We start from the raw sequence: 16,090 nt of genomic DNA on the forward strand, positions 1-16,090 counted from the left end.
GGCCCTTTAAAAAAAGGGCCTTTTTTACTAAAAGATGCTAAACAATGAAAAGATTAATTTTCTTATTATGCTGTAGTTTTATGCTAAGTTGTCAATCACAATCTCCCGCAGTAAAAAGAAAGAGTCCGGAGAGTGATCAATATTACTTTATCGGAAAATGGAAATTAGTTGAAGAAACCTATAAAGATGGAGAGATAAGTAAAATGTATCCACTTCACGAATGTACAAAGAAGACCACTTTATTATTCGAAAAAGAAAATGGAAATATTTTTTTTATTAAAAAGTATGCAAATGGAAAAAACTGTGAGATAATAAGTTCGTCAGCAAGAAATTTAGTGACGATTAATAAAAATTCATTCTCATATATGGATGCAGATCTAAAAGAAAATAAACAATTTAGAATCATTTCGAAAAACAGATTTTCCATTCTTTATAATGATATCATCTATGGAAAGGTTACTGCTATAGAAGATATTTATGAAAGACAGTAACGCTTATTTTAAACGGTCAGGATTCTGCTTTAAAAAACTTTCCCATCCGGAATAAGATTTTGTATCAGCAATTGTTCCTGAATTAAAATGATGACAAACAGCTACGGCAAGACCATCAGAAGCATCCAGATATTTTGTTGGAAATTCTTTTAGCTTCAGAAGGTTTTGAAGCATCCCTGCTACCTGTTCTTTGCTGGCATTCCCATTTCCTGTAATAGCCATTTTTATTTTCTTAGGTGAGTATTCGGTAATCGGAATATTTCGATGAAGGCTCGCTGCCATTGCTACCCCTTGTGCACGTCCAAGTTTTAGCATACTCTGAACATTTTTTCCATAAAATGGAGCTTCCAGGGCAACCTCGTCCGGATGATACTCATCAATTAAGGCTAAGGTTTTATCAAAGATGTATTTTAGCTTTGTTTCATGGTTGGGATATTTTTTCAAAATAAGCTCGTGGATGGAAACCATTTCCATCTGACCTTTTTTAATGGAAATAATCCCAAAGCCCATTATGGCAGTTCCCGGGTCAATACCTAAAATTATCTTTTCTGCAATCATTTCGTCAAAGATATGACTTTCTGAATTTTTTCCCTTAGAAAAAAAACAGTAAAAATAAATCTTATTTTGGTGAAATCTTCTTAACTTCATCAAAAAATGATTATGAAAAATTTACTAACCTTTTTAATTCTTCCGACTTTTGTGCTGTATAGCTTTCTGACAGTGAAAGACTTAAGATATGGGGGGTCATCTGAGAATGTTAATTGTCAACAAGACAAAAATCAAATTGTGTACCTGTTTTTTAAGGTAGAAAAAACGAAATCCGGTCCTGAAAAAATTACCCTCGAATCAAAGAAAATTACTGAAGGAAAGTTGAAATCCATCCCTTCTTTTGACAGAAATTCAGCAGGTCTTGGTGATTTTATTATATCACTTACTGATGCCAGCGGAAAAGAAATTGTGAAACAGCTGGTGGAAGATCCTCTGAATCAGAATCTGGAAAGTTTTGATAAAGACGGAATCGGAAGACACAAAGTTTCCTCGGATAATGCTGAATTCAGTGTGCGCTATCCTCATTCCGGAGAAATCCAGATCGTGAAAGTGGAAAAAGTTACCCATGCAGGAAATCAATTATTATTTAACCAAAAACTATAGCCATGAAAAAAACTTTATTTCTCCTATTAGTAAGTTCATTGTGCTTTTCACAAACCTTTCAGACAGTATCTCTGCTTAATAACGGTTCAAACTCTAACCGGATCAATATCGCAGTATTGGGTGATGGATTTACTTCTGCTCAGCAAACTAATTTTGTGAATTCTGCACAGTCTACGATTAACTATCTCTTTACGAAAAGCCCATATACAGAATATAAAAATTATTTTAATGCGTATGCTGTAAAAGTAGTGTCAACAGAAACAGGTGTAAAACATCCTGGAACAGCAACGGATGTTACAGAGCCGGTTATTCCTGTTTCCAATCCCAATAATTACCTGGGCTCTTCATTTGACTTTGGTGTACACCGCTGTATTTACAGCAATAGTACAAATAAAGTAGCGCAGGTTCTCGCAGCTAATGTTCCTGATTATGATATTACGTACGTTCTGGGTAACTCTACAGAGTATGGCGGATGCGGAGGTGCTTATGCATTTGCGTCGCTAAATGGCTCTTCAAATGAGATTGTAGTACATGAACTTGGGCATTCCTTTGGAAAGCTTGCGGATGAATATTGGTTTGCAGGAACAGGGGAATCACCTAACAAGACACAAAACTCCAATACATCAACCATCAAATGGAAAAACTGGTTAGGATTAAACAGTGTGGGAGTGTATCCTTATACCGAAAGCCCTTCATGGTACCGTCCACATCAAAATTGTGAAATGAGATATCTAGACAGACAGTTTTGTTCCGTTTGTAAAGAGGCCATTATTGAGAGAATACATTCATTAGTATCACCGATTGACTCTTATACACCAGCCAACAGCAGCAATGTGAATGGTAATGCCGCCGTAACATTTACTGTAAATGAAGTTTTGCCAATCCCTAATACATTGGTCAATTCCTGGACTCTCAATGGAACGGCTCTTTCTTCAACGAGTAATACCTTAACAGTTTCTCCGTCACAACTGAATAGCGGTCTTAATACCCTTATTTTCTCTGTTACCGACAACAGTCCTTTAATAAAAGTTAACAGTCACAATACGGTTCATTTTGCCACGGTAACCTGGAAACTGAATAAGACCTCAACGTTAAGGATGTCTGAAATTAAAGCAGAAGAAAGAAGATTCGGAATCTATCCGAATCCGGCAGAGAATGAATTCTACATCAAAGGTAACCAGGACTTTTCAAAAAATGTAAAAGTAGCATTGTATGATGGATCGGGTAAATTGATTCCTGTCAAATTTGAAATAAAAAATGCTTCTACAATCTTTGTTAATATCAGTACTATTCCTTCTGGAATCTATACTTTAGCTGTAAGTGAAGATGAAGGTCTGATCATTTCACAAAAAATTGTAAAAGAATAAAAGTAAACGAAAATATACATAAAATTATGAATCGGCCCAGTGGCCGATTTTTTATTGTAGTTTCTTTTCTCTGATGGGTACCCATTTTCCGTCATATCTCAGAAGCAGAATTTTATCAACGGTAAATTTATTTTTGTAAGGTTTGTTTTGATACACCTTCCAGGCTTTCAGGTAATTTTCAAAGCTCAAATCTCTGTATCCAACGGTCATATGAGGGTTGAAGGAGCCTTTGCCAAAGCTAAACTGTTTTTTTACACGATGGTAAATATCTATAAGACCCGGATTGTATTCAGGATGTACAAAGATCACCGGATTTTTTGGATTCGGAAAACTTCCAAAGCCATTGAGAACGATTTCGAATGGAGATAGGGAAGTATCTATTCTTTCAAACGCTTCAATAATATCATTCTCAAGCTCTGTCTCTCTTGAAAATGGAGGTAACAAGGTGATATGAGCATCATTTTTAACCGCTTTTGAATTTTGATAATGGTAAGCAAAGTCTTCTTTGAAGAGTTTTATTTCATCAATGATCCGTTGAGGAGGATAAATAGCAATGAAATATAATTTTTTCATTACAATTCATTTTTATTATTACTTGTTCTTATCATTTGTTGTCTTAAGTCGATAACCGTGTTTTCAATAGCATCTGTGATTTTTTTTACCTCAATATGCGGTCTGAAAACTGAAGCTTTGCCCTTTGCCTCATCAGCAATATTAGACAATATAATGACTGAAGTTTTAGTGTATGGGTAATAAATGTTTAGGGAAGGAGAACCCATAACATAGCCACTGTGGAAATAGGCTGTCGGTTCGCCTATATTGAGCATTATACCATATCCGTAACCCATTTTTCCTAAAATATCATGATGTCTTTCGGAACTTTTAGAGATGAATTTCTGAAGGGTTTCCGGTTTCAAAACTTTACCACCATATAGAGCGTTATTCCAGCGGCGTAAATCATCTATGGTAGAAAGAATTCCACCTGCAGGGATCCCAATTTCTTTTCCTCCCAATCTGCGCGGCATATTAGGAACCCTTTCCGCATTCTTCTTATTTCCAATATAAGCACTTGCGAAATTCTTTCCCTCAAAAACATCTCCTGTTGAAGAATTTTTCATTCCTGCCTTTTTAAACAATTCCTGGACGTTTTTGTCATAAGAGTTTCCCGATACTTTTTCAACGATTTTTCCCAATGCATTAAAGCCATCATTGGAATAGAAAAAACCCGATCCACTTTTGAATAAAAGCTTACCTCCCAGCGTATTTAATCCGGAGGTATGGTTCAGAAGCTGACGGATTGTAATATTTTCGTATTCTTTTGTTTGAAATTCCTTGAGGTATCTGGAAACCTTATCTTCGATATTCAGCTTGTTTTGTTCCATTTCAAGTAAAACAAGAACTGCCGTAAATTGCTTACTTACAGAGCCGATGGCAAAAATAGTACTGTCGTTGATTTTTGTTTTATTTTCAAAGTTAGAGAGCCCGCTTTCTTTTTTATATAATTGGGTAGAATCCTTGAAAACAGCAATACTTCCGTTAAAATTAAATCGTGAAAATACAGAGTCGATCTGTTTTTCCAAAAGTTTTTTCTCGAAGGCAGTAATGGTGGAGTCTACAATTGCATTCCTGTCAACCGTTTTTATAGATTCCATCGAATTCTTGCATGCGGTTAATGAGAGTGTAAAAATGATTAATGGGAACAATAAGTGGGAAAATTTCAGCATTTGTTTTTTAATTTAAAGCTACAGCATCAAAAAGGATGCAAACCATGCCAAATAAATAGAAAAAATGATGTGAGAGCTCCGGGACCGATTTTTAAATTATTGTAATCAAGGGAAAAGCTCTGCCAAATTATGAAAGACCTGTAAATTATATAAACTAAATTATTACAGAAAGTAATATTTTTGAATAGATTATTAATTCAAAAATGGAAAAACATCTTGAAAATGATTTGTCGGAAATCGGCAACTTATTAGAAACTATAAAAAAGCAGGGGCTGGCTTATCTGGATGCTTTACCCGATAGAAAAACATCCGTTGATTCAAAGGAATATGCTTCCGAAGACAAAGTACCAGAGTCCGGATATGGAACAAAAAAGGTGTTGGAAGTTTTTAATGAAAGATTTGAACCGGTTATGGTTGGATCATCAGGTCCCAGATATTGGGGCTTTGTTACAGGAGGTTCCACTCCTGCTTCTATTGCCGGAGACTGGCTGGCTTCTGTTTATGACCAGAATACCCAATCAACAAAAGGGCAGGGAGGTATTTCTGCGATTATAGAGCTGGAAACCATACAATTAATGCTCGATCTTTTGGGGCTGCCGAAAAATTTTCTCGGTGGCTTTGTAACCGGAGCAACAATGTCTAATTTTACCTGTCTTGCAGTAGCAAGACAATGGTTAGGAAGAGAAAAAGGAAAAGATATTGCAAAAGACGGCATTTCGATACCCATAAAAGTGCTTACCGCGACACCCCATTCTTCAAGCCTTAAATCACTATCACTTTTAGGGATAGGAAGCGGAAATATTGTGAAAATTAAAACAATAGAAGGGAATAGGGAAGCGATGAATATAGATGATCTAGAAAATCGTATCATTGAATTAAAAGAGGAGCCATTTATCCTGATCTCCAGTGGTGGAACTGTGAATACGGTAGATTTTGATGATTTTAAGGCAATAGCTGAACTTAAAAAAAAGCATAACTTCTGGTGGCATATTGATGCTGCATTTGGAGGATTTGCCGCTTGCTCAGATGAAACCAAACATCTTTTGGAAGGCTGGGAGCAGGCTGACAGTATTACTGTGGATTGCCATAAATGGTTAAACGTTCCTTACGAAAGTGCAGTGTTTTTCGTAAAAGATCAGTACAGGTTATTACAGGTAGAGACATTCCAGAATTCCAATGCTCCATATCTCGGGGATCCATTGGAAAACTTCAGTTATCTGAATTTCCTTCCTGAAAACTCAAGAAGGTTAAAAGCCTTACCTGCCTGGTTTTCAATAATGGCCTATGGAAAACAAGGGTATCAGGAAATAGTTGAGAATAATATAAGATGGGCCAAACAGCTTGGTCATTTTATAGATAGCAGTTCGGATTTTAAACTTCTGGCACCTGTCCGTCTGAATACGGTGTGTTTCACTTTGAAAAATGAAGCTGATCAGGATAAGGTTAATGAATTCTTAGAAAAATTAAATAGTACAGGAAAAGTATTTATGACGCCTACTTTTTATAATCAGCATAAAGGGATCAGAGCTGCATTTGTAAATTGGAGAACCAATGAAAATGATATAAGTATGGTTTTTGATCTCATGAAGGAGATATCAAAGACATTGAACTAAAAAATAACGCTGTAGAACCAATCGTTCTACAGCGTTTTATTTTTGATCAGATCACAAAACCAAAAGACATATTCATCACCATTTTCATGATCCTCTGCATTTGGTTTTGGATAGGTTTTTTTTACAATATCACCAATTTCAAACTGAATTGATGTTTTAAAAATGGGACCATCAAAAGTAAAAGTATGGAACTCGCCATTTTCTCCGCAAGGGTCTACATTTTCAGGTAAGTCCGAGATGAAATTTTCATCAATAATCCTCCCTGCAAAACTTTTATCTAAATAGGTTTCATTGACGCAGGTTACGATCGTTTTAAAACCCAGATCAAGAAATTCATGAATAAGTTTTTTCGTATCTTTTTTCCAAAGTGGAAAAACAGCTTCCATCCCGATGGATTTCAATTGGTCTTCCCTGTATTTTCGCAGATCTTCGAGAAAAATATCTCCAAATATGGAATGGGTGACTCCACGGGACTTTATACCGGTCATCGTTTTGTTCATGATGTCGCGGTATTGTTCCATAGATGGTTCTTTAGGAAGTTCCATTTTAATTAAAGGAAGTCCTATGCTTGAAGCTTGTTCTTCCAATAGAGAAACATGGACCCCATGCATGGAAATCCGCTGATATTCCTGATTGATACTGGTAAGAAGACCAATTATATCTAATTTTTCCTCTTTAAAGGTTTTATATAATCCAAGGGCAGAATCTTTTCCGCTACTCCAGTTGAATAAGGCTTTGGGTTTCATGTATTACTATTTCAGATGCCTATTTTTGGATTTCTTTAATCGGAATAAATGCACCATTAAGGTAGTCAATCTTTAGTTCAAATGGGTAAGCAGAAGATGAACTGGAAGCAATTAAGCCTCCGACAATCCCAAAAAATATAGACGCTGTGACCACATCTCCCATTTTTGCGCTTCCTTTTACTTTACCGGTAAAATAGAAATCACCATCCTTCTTTTCAGCTTTTGAGAAAGCATTTTCCATCGGGACATAGATATAAGGAGATCCTTGATATACCAATGCATAATAGTCATTTTTTTTGATCTCCTTTTCTTTTGTATCAATAGTTTCGTATACCTTAATGATCTTTGGAGATTTGCCATAAAATTTGGCATTGGCAATTTGTTTTTCAGGTTCCTGATTTTTAAACGAATTATAATCTTTATATAAACCTTCCTTGAGTTGATCAGAGCTGTACAGACTCAGTTTTTGCTTTTCAATCGCATCAAAATTCTTTACATCTTCCAGAGTATAATGATCTGTTGCGGTTGCTTTTTTTGAAATATTTTTGCTGATAAAATTACTCACCATCTCACTCCCTTTTTTCATCGTTGCTTTGGTAACGTCCATTGAGGAATGATCAATAACAGAGTCGATTTTGTCAAGATAGGAGTAGGTTCCATCATCATTTTTTGCAAATAAAAATGCCTGAAAATAGCAATATCCATGTTCACTGAACGCTCCTGTTACTTCTGCAAAGTATAATTGTTTAAGATACATAACGATGGTGCCATCTTCTACATTGCTTCCATTAATATGGTTCAAAAGATTTTGAAACTGATTGGCAAGGCTTACTACGGGAACAACCTTAGCCTTTGCGTTGAATGCTCCTTTCTGTACAATCCCCAGTGAAGTGGTATCTGTCCTTATGTCAATAAGCTTAATGGTTTTATAATAGCTTTTCTCCAGTTTTTGATCAGGAAAACTGATTGAGAAATCTTCTGTGCGTTTTTGAGAAAATAGAAAGATAGAGAACAATAGCATTGAAAGAATGCTGATTTTGTTGATGTATATTTTCATGACAATGAATATAATGATGATGTTTTATTTGCGAAAATAAAGAATCTGCCTGAGATTTAATAGATTTTTTATTCGTATAAATATTTCAATCAATGATGAGAAAAACTTATTAAATTTAAGAACGAAATTTATTAAATACTATGAAAAACTTACTACTGGGGACAGCTGTCCTATTTTTTACAGGAACTATTAATCCTGTCTTTTCACAGAGTACCGAGACTCCTAAATTTATTGGCAATACGGAAGGTATTAAAGAGTATACTCTTAATAATGGGATGAAAGTTCTTTTGATTCCTGATCCTTCCCAAAGCAATATGGTTGTGAATATTGTGTATAATGTAGGATCAAAAGATGAAGGATATGGTGAAAAAGGAATGGCACATTTGCTTGAGCATATGTTGTTCAAGAGTACCAAAAACCTTGGAGATATTAAAAAGCAGCTTTCTGATAAAGGTGGGCAGGCTAATGGGACAACCTGGTATGATAGAACAAATTATTATGAAATTTTCCCATCCAATGAAGAAAACCTGAAATGGTCTTTACAGATGGAAGCGGACAGAATGATCAATGCTACGATTTTACAGAGTGATCTGGATAAAGAGTTTTCAGTGGTTAGAAACGAATTCGAAATTGGAGAGAATAATCCTACAAGAGTGATGATGCAAAATGTATTTTCTAATGGATACGTTTGGCACAATTACGGGAACAGTACAATTGGCAGTAAGGAAGATATTGAGCGTGTAAAAGCTCCGACCTTAAGAAAATTCTATGAGAAATATTACCAACCGGATAATGCAACTCTTATTGTTGCAGGAAAATTTGATGAGAAAAGCGCATTGAAATATATTTCTGATTATTTTTCAGTAATTAAAAAACCTTCACGTGAATTAGGAGGAACTTATACCGTAGAGCCAGCTCAGAACGGAGAAAAGTATTTTGAAATCAAGAGAAATAATGATCAGCAGATTATAGCTGCAGGTTATCATACTTCTGCCTATGCAGATAAAGATTATGCTGCCTTATCTGCACTTTATGAGATCCTTACCTCAAATCCTTCCGGATATTTGTATAAAACTCTGGTAGAAACTCAGAAGGTTTCCGGAGTCTGGACATTCAGCCCTGTTTTAAGAGATCCGGGGATGGTGTATTTTAATTTTGATGTTCCAAAAGATAAGAACTTAGACGAAACCACCAAACTCGTAAGGGCAGAACTTGATAAAATCTCTTCCATTCAATTTACTCAGGATGATCTTAAAAGAGCGAAAGCGAAACTGATTAAAGACATCGAAAACCAGAAAAATAATACCATTAATTTTGCAATTAATCTTACCGAAATTATCGGAGCAGGAAACTATAAATTAAATTTTCTGTACCGTGATCATGTAGAAAATCTAAAACTGGAAGATATCAGCAAGGTTGCTCAAAAATATTTTAAAAACAACAACCGTACGATGGGTGTTTTCCGGCCTTCTCCTAATGAAGAAAGGGTATTCCCTACAGAATTCAGGGATAACCAGATTGCAGATCTGGTAAAAGATTACAAAGGAAGAGCTTTGGAGAAAGAACCAGCCCCTTTCGAAGCTTCGATTGCAAATATTAAGAAAAACCTTACTGAAGGAAAGTTGTCTAATGGGATGAAGTATGGGCTTATCAATAAAGAGCTTAAAGGAGAAAAAATTCAAGCGAATTTCCGTTTAAGAATCGGAAATGAAAAAGACCTACAAGGCAAAGAAGCTATTGGAAATATTACTGCTTCTTTATTGAAATCGGGAACCAAAACCAGAACAAAAGAGCAAATAAAAGATGAATTAGATCAAATGAAATCTTCTGTGTATGCTTACGTATATGACCAGAATTTAATCATTGGAGTGAATACTTACAAACAGTATTATTCAAAAGTAATGGCCATCGTACAGGATATACTGACAAATTCTACTTTCCCGGAAAACGAAATTGCTAAAACTATTACTGAAGTAAATACTCAGTTGGAAGGACAATTAAAGGATCCTCAAGCTATTGCAGGTAATGAGTTACAGAGACTGGCATCCCCATACCCTAAAACGAGTATCTTCTATGTAGCTTCCCTACAGGAGCAAATTGATGAAAATAAAAAAGTAACTAAAGCCCAGATTGTTGATTTCTATCAGAATATTATGGGAGCATCCAATGGCGTAGGTACTGTAATCGGGAATATTGATCCAAAAATTGCTTCTTCTGAATTAGAGAAAACATTTGGAAAATTTACTGCTAAATCAAAATTTGTAGAGGTAAAACCAACATTCTTTGAAACTAAAAAACAAGATAAAAATATCATAACTCCAGATAAAGAAAATGCAGTTGCCCTTGGAACTTCAAGCTTCAAGATGTCGCAGGATCATCCTGATTACCCGGCTTTAGTGATGGCAAATGAAATTTTAGGAAGTGGAGGATTCCTTTCTGCAAGATTACCAATGAGGTTGCGTGAAAAAGAAGGGATTTCATATGGAGTTGGTTCATATCTGGATGTTCCTGTTTCAAATGATGTTGCTTCATGGAATTATTATGCTTTTTTAAATCCTACAAAAAGAAATGCTGTAGAAGCTGCTATTAAAGAGGAAATTAACAAAGCATTAGCTTCAGGTTTTACGCAGGAAGAACTTGATTCCAATAAAAAAAGTTATGCTAATGAAAGGAAAACCAGTTTAGGCTCTGATGGAACATTGGTTAACCTTGTAAATACTCAGCTTCTTTTTGGAGTTTCATTGGATAAATTTGATGAACAAAATACAAAAATTCAGAACCTGAAATTATCCGAAGTGAATGCTGCTTTGAAAAAATATCTTTCTGAGAATAATATTATCTCTGTTTTCGCCGGAGATTTCAATAAAAAATAGAAGTCTTATCAGATACAATTCAAATAAAAAACCGCAGAAATCCTGCGGTTTTTTATTCATAATATAATATTGATTACATATTACGTCTGTATTTACCTCCTACTTCAAATAAAGCATTAGTAATTTGTCCAAGAGAGCAATATTTTACAGCATCCATCATAACAGCAAAGAGGTTTTGCTGATTAATAGCTGCATATTGTAATTCTTTTAAAGCTGCCTCAGATTTATCAAGATTGGCTTGTTGGAAATTGTGAAGTGTTTCAATCTGAACCTGCTTTTCTTCTTCAGTAGATCGAATAACTTCTCCCGGACGAACAGTTGGTGAGCCATCTTTACCCAGGAATGTATTTACTCCGATTATAGGATATTCTCCGGTATGCTTCAGCCATTCGTAATGCATGGATTCTTCCTGGATTTTTGAACGTTGATACATGGTTTCCATCGCCCCAAGTACACCTCCTCTTTCTGTAATCCGGTCGAATTCTGCATACACGGCTTCTTCAACCAGATCCGTTAATTCTTCAATGATGAATGAACCCTGAAGCGGATTTTCATTTTTCGCCAGACCAAGCTCTTTATTAATGATCAGCTGGATAGCCATTGCTCTTCTAACGGATTGCTCTGTAGGAGTTGTAATGGCCTCATCGTAAGCATTCGTATGAAGTGAATTACAGTTGTCATAAATGGCATATAAAGCCTGAAGAGTTGTTCTGATGTCATTGAAATCAATTTCCTGCGCATGCAGTGAACGTCCGGAAGTCTGAATGTGATACTTCAGCATCTGACTTCTTTCATCTGCTCCATATTTTATTTTCATGGCTTTTGCCCAGATTCTCCTTGCAACACGCCCGATCACTGAATATTCGGGATCAATACCATTTGAAAAGAAGAATGAAAGGTTAGGAGCAAAATCATTGATGTCCATTCCTCGGCTTAAATAATATTCTACATATGTGAAACCATTAGCTAATGTAAATGCTAACTGGGAAACTGGATTCGCCCCGGCTTCAGCAATATGATACCCGGAAATGGAAACAGAATAGAAGTTTCTTACTTTTTCTTTTATAAAGTACTCCTGAACGTCGCCCATTAATCTCAAAGCAAATTCCGTAGAGAAGATACAGGTATTTTGTGCCTGATCTTCTTTTAATATATCGGCCTGTACAGTACCTCTTACAGTGGCAATCGTATGAGCTTTAATTTTTTCATATTCTTCTTTAGGAATAATTTCATCTCCGGTAATTCCCAGTAATTTTAGTCCTAATCCATTGTTGGAAGGAGGAAGCTCTCCATTATAATGGGGCCTTTGCAATCCTTTGTCATCGAACTTGGCTTTAAGGACAGCTTCTACTTTATCTTCAAGTTTATGCTCCGCAATATATTTTTCAACATTCTGGTCTATCGCTGCATTCATAAAAAAGGCAAGCAACATAGGAGCAGGTCCGTTGATGGTCATAGAAACCGAAGTCATTGCATTAATAAGGTCGAAGCCGGAATACAATTTTTTAGCATCATCCAGTGTCGCAATAGAAACTCCTGCGTTTCCGATTTTACCATAGATATCTGGGGGTAAGGCAGGATCCTGGCCATATAATGTTACTGAATCAAAAGCTGTAGATAAACGCTTAGCAGGCATTTCCGCAGAAACGTAATGGAATCTTCTGTTCGTTCTTTCCGGGCCACCTTCTCCCGCAAACATCCTTGTAGGATCCTCTCCGGTTCTTTTGAAGGGATAAATTCCGGCAGTGAAAGGGAAGCTTCCCGGAAGATTCTCTTTACCTTTCCATAAAATAAGATCTCCCCAGTCATTATATTTTGGTAATGCAATTTTAGGGATCTTCAGATGAGACAGGGATTCTGTTGAGGTTTCTACCTTAATTTCTTTTCCACGAACAAAATAAGAATAGAATTCCTGATGAAATGCTTTTTTGGTATCATCCCAGTTTTTAAGGAAATCAATATTCTCCTGCTGGAGGTCCTTTTCTGCCTTTTGGTATTCGGCATCTAAAGTTTCGTTAGAGATAATTTTTTTCACACCATCAATATGATACATTTTTCTGGCAAGCTCAGCCTGCTTTTCAATGTTTACATCATACTGCTTATTGTTTTCCACGATCTCTGATAAATAACGAACTCTTTTAGGTGGAATTATGGTCACTTCATCTGTGATTTCCTGCTCAACGAAAGTATTGAGGTTTAGCCCCGAAAATTTGTCGTTAACTTTAGAAATTAATCTGTTGTATAGTTCTGTAGTACCGTGATCGTTAAACTGTGAAGCCTTTGTAGCATATACCGGCATGTCATCCAATGGGCTCTCCCATAAAAGATGGTTTCTCTGGAACTGTTTTCTCACGGCCTGTAAAGCATCCAATGCGCCACGTTTATCCGATTTGTTTAGAGCTACAAGATCTGCATAATCAAGCATGTCTATCTTTTCCAGCTGTGTAGATGCTCCGTATTCAGGAGTCATTACATACATGGAAACATCTGCAAAGTCTGAAACTTCAGAGCCTGATTGTCCGATACCGGAAGTTTCAAGGATAATAACATCCGGGTGGGCAAGTTTTAAAACATTCAAAGCGGAATGAATAAATGGAGAAACGGATACATTGTTTTCTCTGGTTGCCATGGACCGCATATAAACTCTGGGATCATTGATCGCATTCATACGGATTCTGTCTCCAAGTAATGCTCCTCCTGTTTTCTTTTTAGATGGGTCAATAGATATAATCGCTATTTTCTTATCTGTATTGGAACGCAGAAAACGTCTTACCAATTCGTCAGTCAATGAGGACTTACCGGCACCACCGGTACCTGTAATACCAATAATGGGAATATTTAGATCTTTTGCTTTTTCATCGATAGCTTTAACAAGCTCCGGTTTTTCATCAGAGAAGTTTTCAACAGCAGAGATAATTTTAGCAATGCTGGTTGAATTTTCGAAATTGATAGAGTCCAGATCCTGTGCTGTTACATCTTTTCCTGTGGCAAAATCTGATCTGTTAACCAGATCATCAATCATTCCCTGAAGGCCAAGCTCTCTTCCATCATCCGGGGAATAAATTCTGTCGATTCCGTAAGACATAAGATCTTGGATTTCTTCCGGCAGGATTACTCCTCCTCCTCCTCCGAAGATTTTGATTTGTGGCGAATTTTTTTCTCTCAGAAGGTCATAAATATATTTAAAATATTCATTGTGTCCTCCCTGATAAGAGGTTAAAGCTATAGCATTTGCATCTTCTTGGATGGCAGTATTTACAACTTCTTCAGCTGATTTGTCATGTCCAAGGTGAATGACTTCGCAGCCGGTTCCCTGAATAACACGACGCATAATATTAATTGCCGCATCATGTCCGTCAAATAATGACGCTGCTGTTACAATTCTAACTTTGTTTTTAGGGGTATATTTTTGGGTTTCCATAAAAAATCTAGAAAATTTCTGAATTTCCAAATATAACAATAATACAGAACATAATATTGAACTTTATATTCCTTTAATTCAAGTGTTTAGGTGTTTTTGCCGAAATTAAGGTTCTCCATTTCCTTTGCATTCTGCACGGAAATAATAGGTAAATTAATTACTTTTGCATCATATATTATTATATGCAGAAAGCTTCGATTTATTTTGCGATAGGAACTGTGATCAGTTTTCTTATTAACTATTTCTTCTTAAGCAGTCAGAATATCGGGCTAGACCTATATTATGCTGTTGCTTTTGGTTTTGCGTGGGGATTGGCTTATTATTTAGATACGCCTAATTTTTCACTGCCTCAAAAGTTGGGATTGTCTTTCGCGGCAATGGCTGTTTTGGTGTTGGTGGGATCTGTTCTTTTTGATTTGAAACTTGCGATTCCTTCTATTCTTAAATTTTCTACTGTATTTGTTGCTTATTATTTAATTGCGAGTTTTAGAGGCAGTAAGTCTTTACGTAATTAATGCATCGTTATAAAACTGATGTAGCTTAATATCATTAGCATAAAGAGTAATCCGATACAGTTGATGATAAATAGCAATGAACCTTTTAATATGCTTTTCCTCTTGCTGTTTTCATAAAGCCTGTGGTGGGCAATAAAGAAATAGGCTGAGGTATAAAAGAATAAAGCACAATAGAATAATCCAAAAATAATTTTGATAGGGGTATAGTTGGGCAGTATTGCTGTAAGATGGTTGGTGAGAATGAAGATCAGGGTAGTTAATAAGAGAAAAGAAAAGTAATGAAGGGTAAATATTCCATGATCAAAATACCACCATTTTTTCTTATTGTGAAATACCCATAGAAAGAATGCAAATATAGGTAAGTAAAGAAAAAGGGCTTTTGGGAAAGAGTGGATGAATGTATCTACAAAACGGCCTATTATTTCTTTTCTTTTCAAACCTCTGTCCTGTAAATGGAATATTTTTTTAGCAAAAGGTCTTAAAGATTTATAATTCCCTCCTCCTTTTTTGCTTAGCGAATCATATTGTTTCATTGATGTCGCTCCTAATATTGCAAATTGGTCTTTTTCAGAACTTAGCACTTCTTTTTTGTCAATAAGATCCTCAATTTTTTTTATTTTGGATATGCTTTTATGTACAATGCTGTCATTTTTATTATACCCTTCTGCAAGCATTCCGGATTTTACACTATCAATTATTTTTGCAGTCAGTTCTTTTTTCTGCTCTTTTTCTTTTTGTATGGAATGTTTTTCAGTTGCTTCATCATCTGTATTTTCTGGCTGGGGGAAAAGGGTAGGGACGAAAAAAGTTATAAAACTCACAAATATGTAAAGCTTTACAGGGGCCACGTAAATTTGTCTTTTTCCGGATAGATATTCTTTGGTTAATTTTCCCGGCTGGAATAGCAGGTACTTTATCGTTTTCCAAAATTGTCCATCATAATGAGTAAAATCTTCAATGAAATGGGTGAAAAGAAAATAGAAGGGTTGTCTCGGTTCTGTATTTTCCTGTCCACAGTGTGGGCAGAATCTCTCTTCTACAAGGTGTCCGCAGTTGAGGCAGTTTTTTTCTTCTCTTATTTTTCCGTGACTCATGACTATTAAGGCTTTGCGGCAAATATAATTATTTCGA

The 16,090-nt window shown here is 35.8% G+C and carries 13 protein-coding genes; 6 read left to right on the top strand and 7 right to left on the bottom strand.

The features are described from left to right. The first annotated feature begins 44 nt into the window (after window positions 1-44). A complete protein-coding gene (locus AC0INN_RS20405) occupies window positions 45-491 on the top strand; it encodes a lipocalin family protein (protein ID WP_273649790.1) in 447 nt (148 codons plus the stop codon). A gap of 3 nt (window positions 492-494) precedes the next feature. Here AC0INN_RS20405 and ruvC read toward each other — a convergent pair whose 3' ends face one another. Beyond that, on the bottom strand, window positions 495-1,049 hold the full coding sequence (gene ruvC, locus AC0INN_RS20410) for a crossover junction endodeoxyribonuclease RuvC (RefSeq protein ID WP_172280920.1): 555 nt from the start codon (window positions 1,047-1,049) through the stop codon (window positions 495-497). A 102-nt stretch (window positions 1,050-1,151) separates the two neighbouring features. On the opposite strand from ruvC, the gene AC0INN_RS20415 reads away from it, so the two are divergent. Further along, window positions 1,152-1,643: a hypothetical protein gene (locus AC0INN_RS20415; RefSeq protein WP_273649789.1), complete on the top strand. Its 492-nt coding sequence runs from the start codon at window positions 1,152-1,154 to the stop codon at window positions 1,641-1,643. Window positions 1,644-1,645: 2 nt separating this feature from the next. Next, window positions 1,646-3,010, top strand: coding sequence for a T9SS type A sorting domain-containing protein (locus AC0INN_RS20420; protein ID WP_273649788.1), 1,365 nt, complete (start codon window positions 1,646-1,648; stop codon window positions 3,008-3,010). 51 nt (window positions 3,011-3,061) lie between these two features. Here the strand turns inward: AC0INN_RS20420 and AC0INN_RS20425 are convergent, their stop codons facing one another. Together AC0INN_RS20425 and AC0INN_RS20430 are read right to left on the bottom strand one after the other, a co-directional pair. Continuing rightward, a complete protein-coding gene (locus tag AC0INN_RS20425; RefSeq protein ID WP_273649786.1) occupies window positions 3,062-3,583 on the bottom strand; it encodes a 2'-5' RNA ligase family protein in 522 nt (173 codons plus the stop codon). After that, a complete protein-coding gene (locus AC0INN_RS20430; protein ID WP_306614890.1) occupies window positions 3,583-4,662 on the bottom strand; it encodes a serine hydrolase domain-containing protein in 1,080 nt (359 codons plus the stop codon). Before AC0INN_RS20430 ends, AC0INN_RS20425 begins: the two co-directional genes overlap by 1 nt. 275 nt (window positions 4,663-4,937) lie before the next feature. On the opposite strand from AC0INN_RS20430, the gene AC0INN_RS20435 reads away from it, so the two are divergent. Then, window positions 4,938-6,347, top strand: a complete 1,410-nt coding sequence (locus AC0INN_RS20435) for a pyridoxal phosphate-dependent decarboxylase family protein (protein WP_273649783.1) — start codon at window positions 4,938-4,940, stop codon at window positions 6,345-6,347. 26 nt (window positions 6,348-6,373) lie between these two features. Here the strand turns inward: AC0INN_RS20435 and AC0INN_RS20440 are convergent, their stop codons facing one another. Further along, window positions 6,374-7,093, bottom strand: a complete 720-nt coding sequence (locus AC0INN_RS20440; RefSeq protein WP_273649781.1) for a Dph6-related ATP pyrophosphatase — start codon at window positions 7,091-7,093, stop codon at window positions 6,374-6,376. 19 nt (window positions 7,094-7,112) lie between these two features. After that, window positions 7,113-8,150 carry a hypothetical protein gene (locus AC0INN_RS20445; RefSeq protein WP_306614892.1) on the bottom strand — a complete coding sequence of 346 codons (1,038 nt, stop codon included), beginning with the start codon at window positions 8,148-8,150 and terminating at the stop codon, window positions 7,113-7,115. 140 nt (window positions 8,151-8,290) lie between these two features. Here AC0INN_RS20445 and AC0INN_RS20450 point away from each other — a divergent pair, with 140 nt between their 5' ends. Next, window positions 8,291-11,023, top strand: coding sequence for a M16 family metallopeptidase (locus tag AC0INN_RS20450; RefSeq protein ID WP_273649777.1), 2,733 nt, complete (start codon window positions 8,291-8,293; stop codon window positions 11,021-11,023). 73 nt (window positions 11,024-11,096) lie between these two features. Here the strand turns inward: AC0INN_RS20450 and AC0INN_RS20455 are convergent, their stop codons facing one another. Continuing rightward, window positions 11,097-14,444, bottom strand: a complete 3,348-nt coding sequence (locus AC0INN_RS20455; protein ID WP_273649775.1) for a methylmalonyl-CoA mutase family protein — start codon at window positions 14,442-14,444, stop codon at window positions 11,097-11,099. A gap of 182 nt (window positions 14,445-14,626) precedes the next feature. Between AC0INN_RS20455 and AC0INN_RS20460 the strand changes: the two genes are divergently transcribed. Beyond that, complete coding sequence (locus tag AC0INN_RS20460; RefSeq protein ID WP_172280903.1) at window positions 14,627-14,959, top strand: hypothetical protein; 333 nt, start codon at window positions 14,627-14,629, stop codon at window positions 14,957-14,959. Here the strand turns inward: AC0INN_RS20460 and AC0INN_RS20465 are convergent. Further along, the gene (locus AC0INN_RS20465; RefSeq protein ID WP_273649774.1) at window positions 14,956-16,053 is read right to left on the bottom strand and encodes a DUF3667 domain-containing protein; all 1,098 of its coding nucleotides are present in this window, start codon (window positions 16,051-16,053) and stop codon (window positions 14,956-14,958) included. The genes AC0INN_RS20460 and AC0INN_RS20465 overlap by 4 nt on opposite strands. Window positions 16,054-16,090: the final 37 nt, after the last annotated feature.

The sequence above is a fragment of the Chryseobacterium subflavum genome, from assembly GCF_055762745.1.

Coding starts and splice junctions, on each gene's coding strand:
- AC0INN_RS20425 (WP_273649786.1), bottom strand. CDS start 3,583: ATGAAAAAATTATATTTCATTGCTATTTATCCTCCTCAACGGATCATT.
- AC0INN_RS20460 (WP_172280903.1), top strand. CDS start 14,627: ATGCAGAAAGCTTCGATTTATTTTGCGATAGGAACTGTGATCAGTTTT.
- AC0INN_RS20435 (WP_273649783.1), top strand. CDS start 4,938: ATGGAAAAACATCTTGAAAATGATTTGTCGGAAATCGGCAACTTATTA.
- AC0INN_RS20455 (WP_273649775.1), bottom strand. CDS start 14,444: ATGGAAACCCAAAAATATACCCCTAAAAACAAAGTTAGAATTGTAACA.
- AC0INN_RS20415 (WP_273649789.1), top strand. CDS start 1,152: ATGAAAAATTTACTAACCTTTTTAATTCTTCCGACTTTTGTGCTGTAT.
- AC0INN_RS20405 (WP_273649790.1), top strand. CDS start 45: ATGAAAAGATTAATTTTCTTATTATGCTGTAGTTTTATGCTAAGTTGT.
- AC0INN_RS20465 (WP_273649774.1), bottom strand. CDS start 16,053: ATGAGTCACGGAAAAATAAGAGAAGAAAAAAACTGCCTCAACTGCGGA.
- AC0INN_RS20450 (WP_273649777.1), top strand. CDS start 8,291: ATGAAAAACTTACTACTGGGGACAGCTGTCCTATTTTTTACAGGAACT.
- ruvC (WP_172280920.1), bottom strand. CDS start 1,049: ATGATTGCAGAAAAGATAATTTTAGGTATTGACCCGGGAACTGCCATA.
- AC0INN_RS20430 (WP_306614890.1), bottom strand. CDS start 4,662: ATGGAATCTATAAAAACGGTTGACAGGAATGCAATTGTAGACTCCACC.
- AC0INN_RS20440 (WP_273649781.1), bottom strand. CDS start 7,093: ATGAAACCCAAAGCCTTATTCAACTGGAGTAGCGGAAAAGATTCTGCC.
- AC0INN_RS20420 (WP_273649788.1), top strand. CDS start 1,646: ATGAAAAAAACTTTATTTCTCCTATTAGTAAGTTCATTGTGCTTTTCA.
- AC0INN_RS20445 (WP_306614892.1), bottom strand. CDS start 8,150: ATGAAAATATACATCAACAAAATCAGCATTCTTTCAATGCTATTGTTC.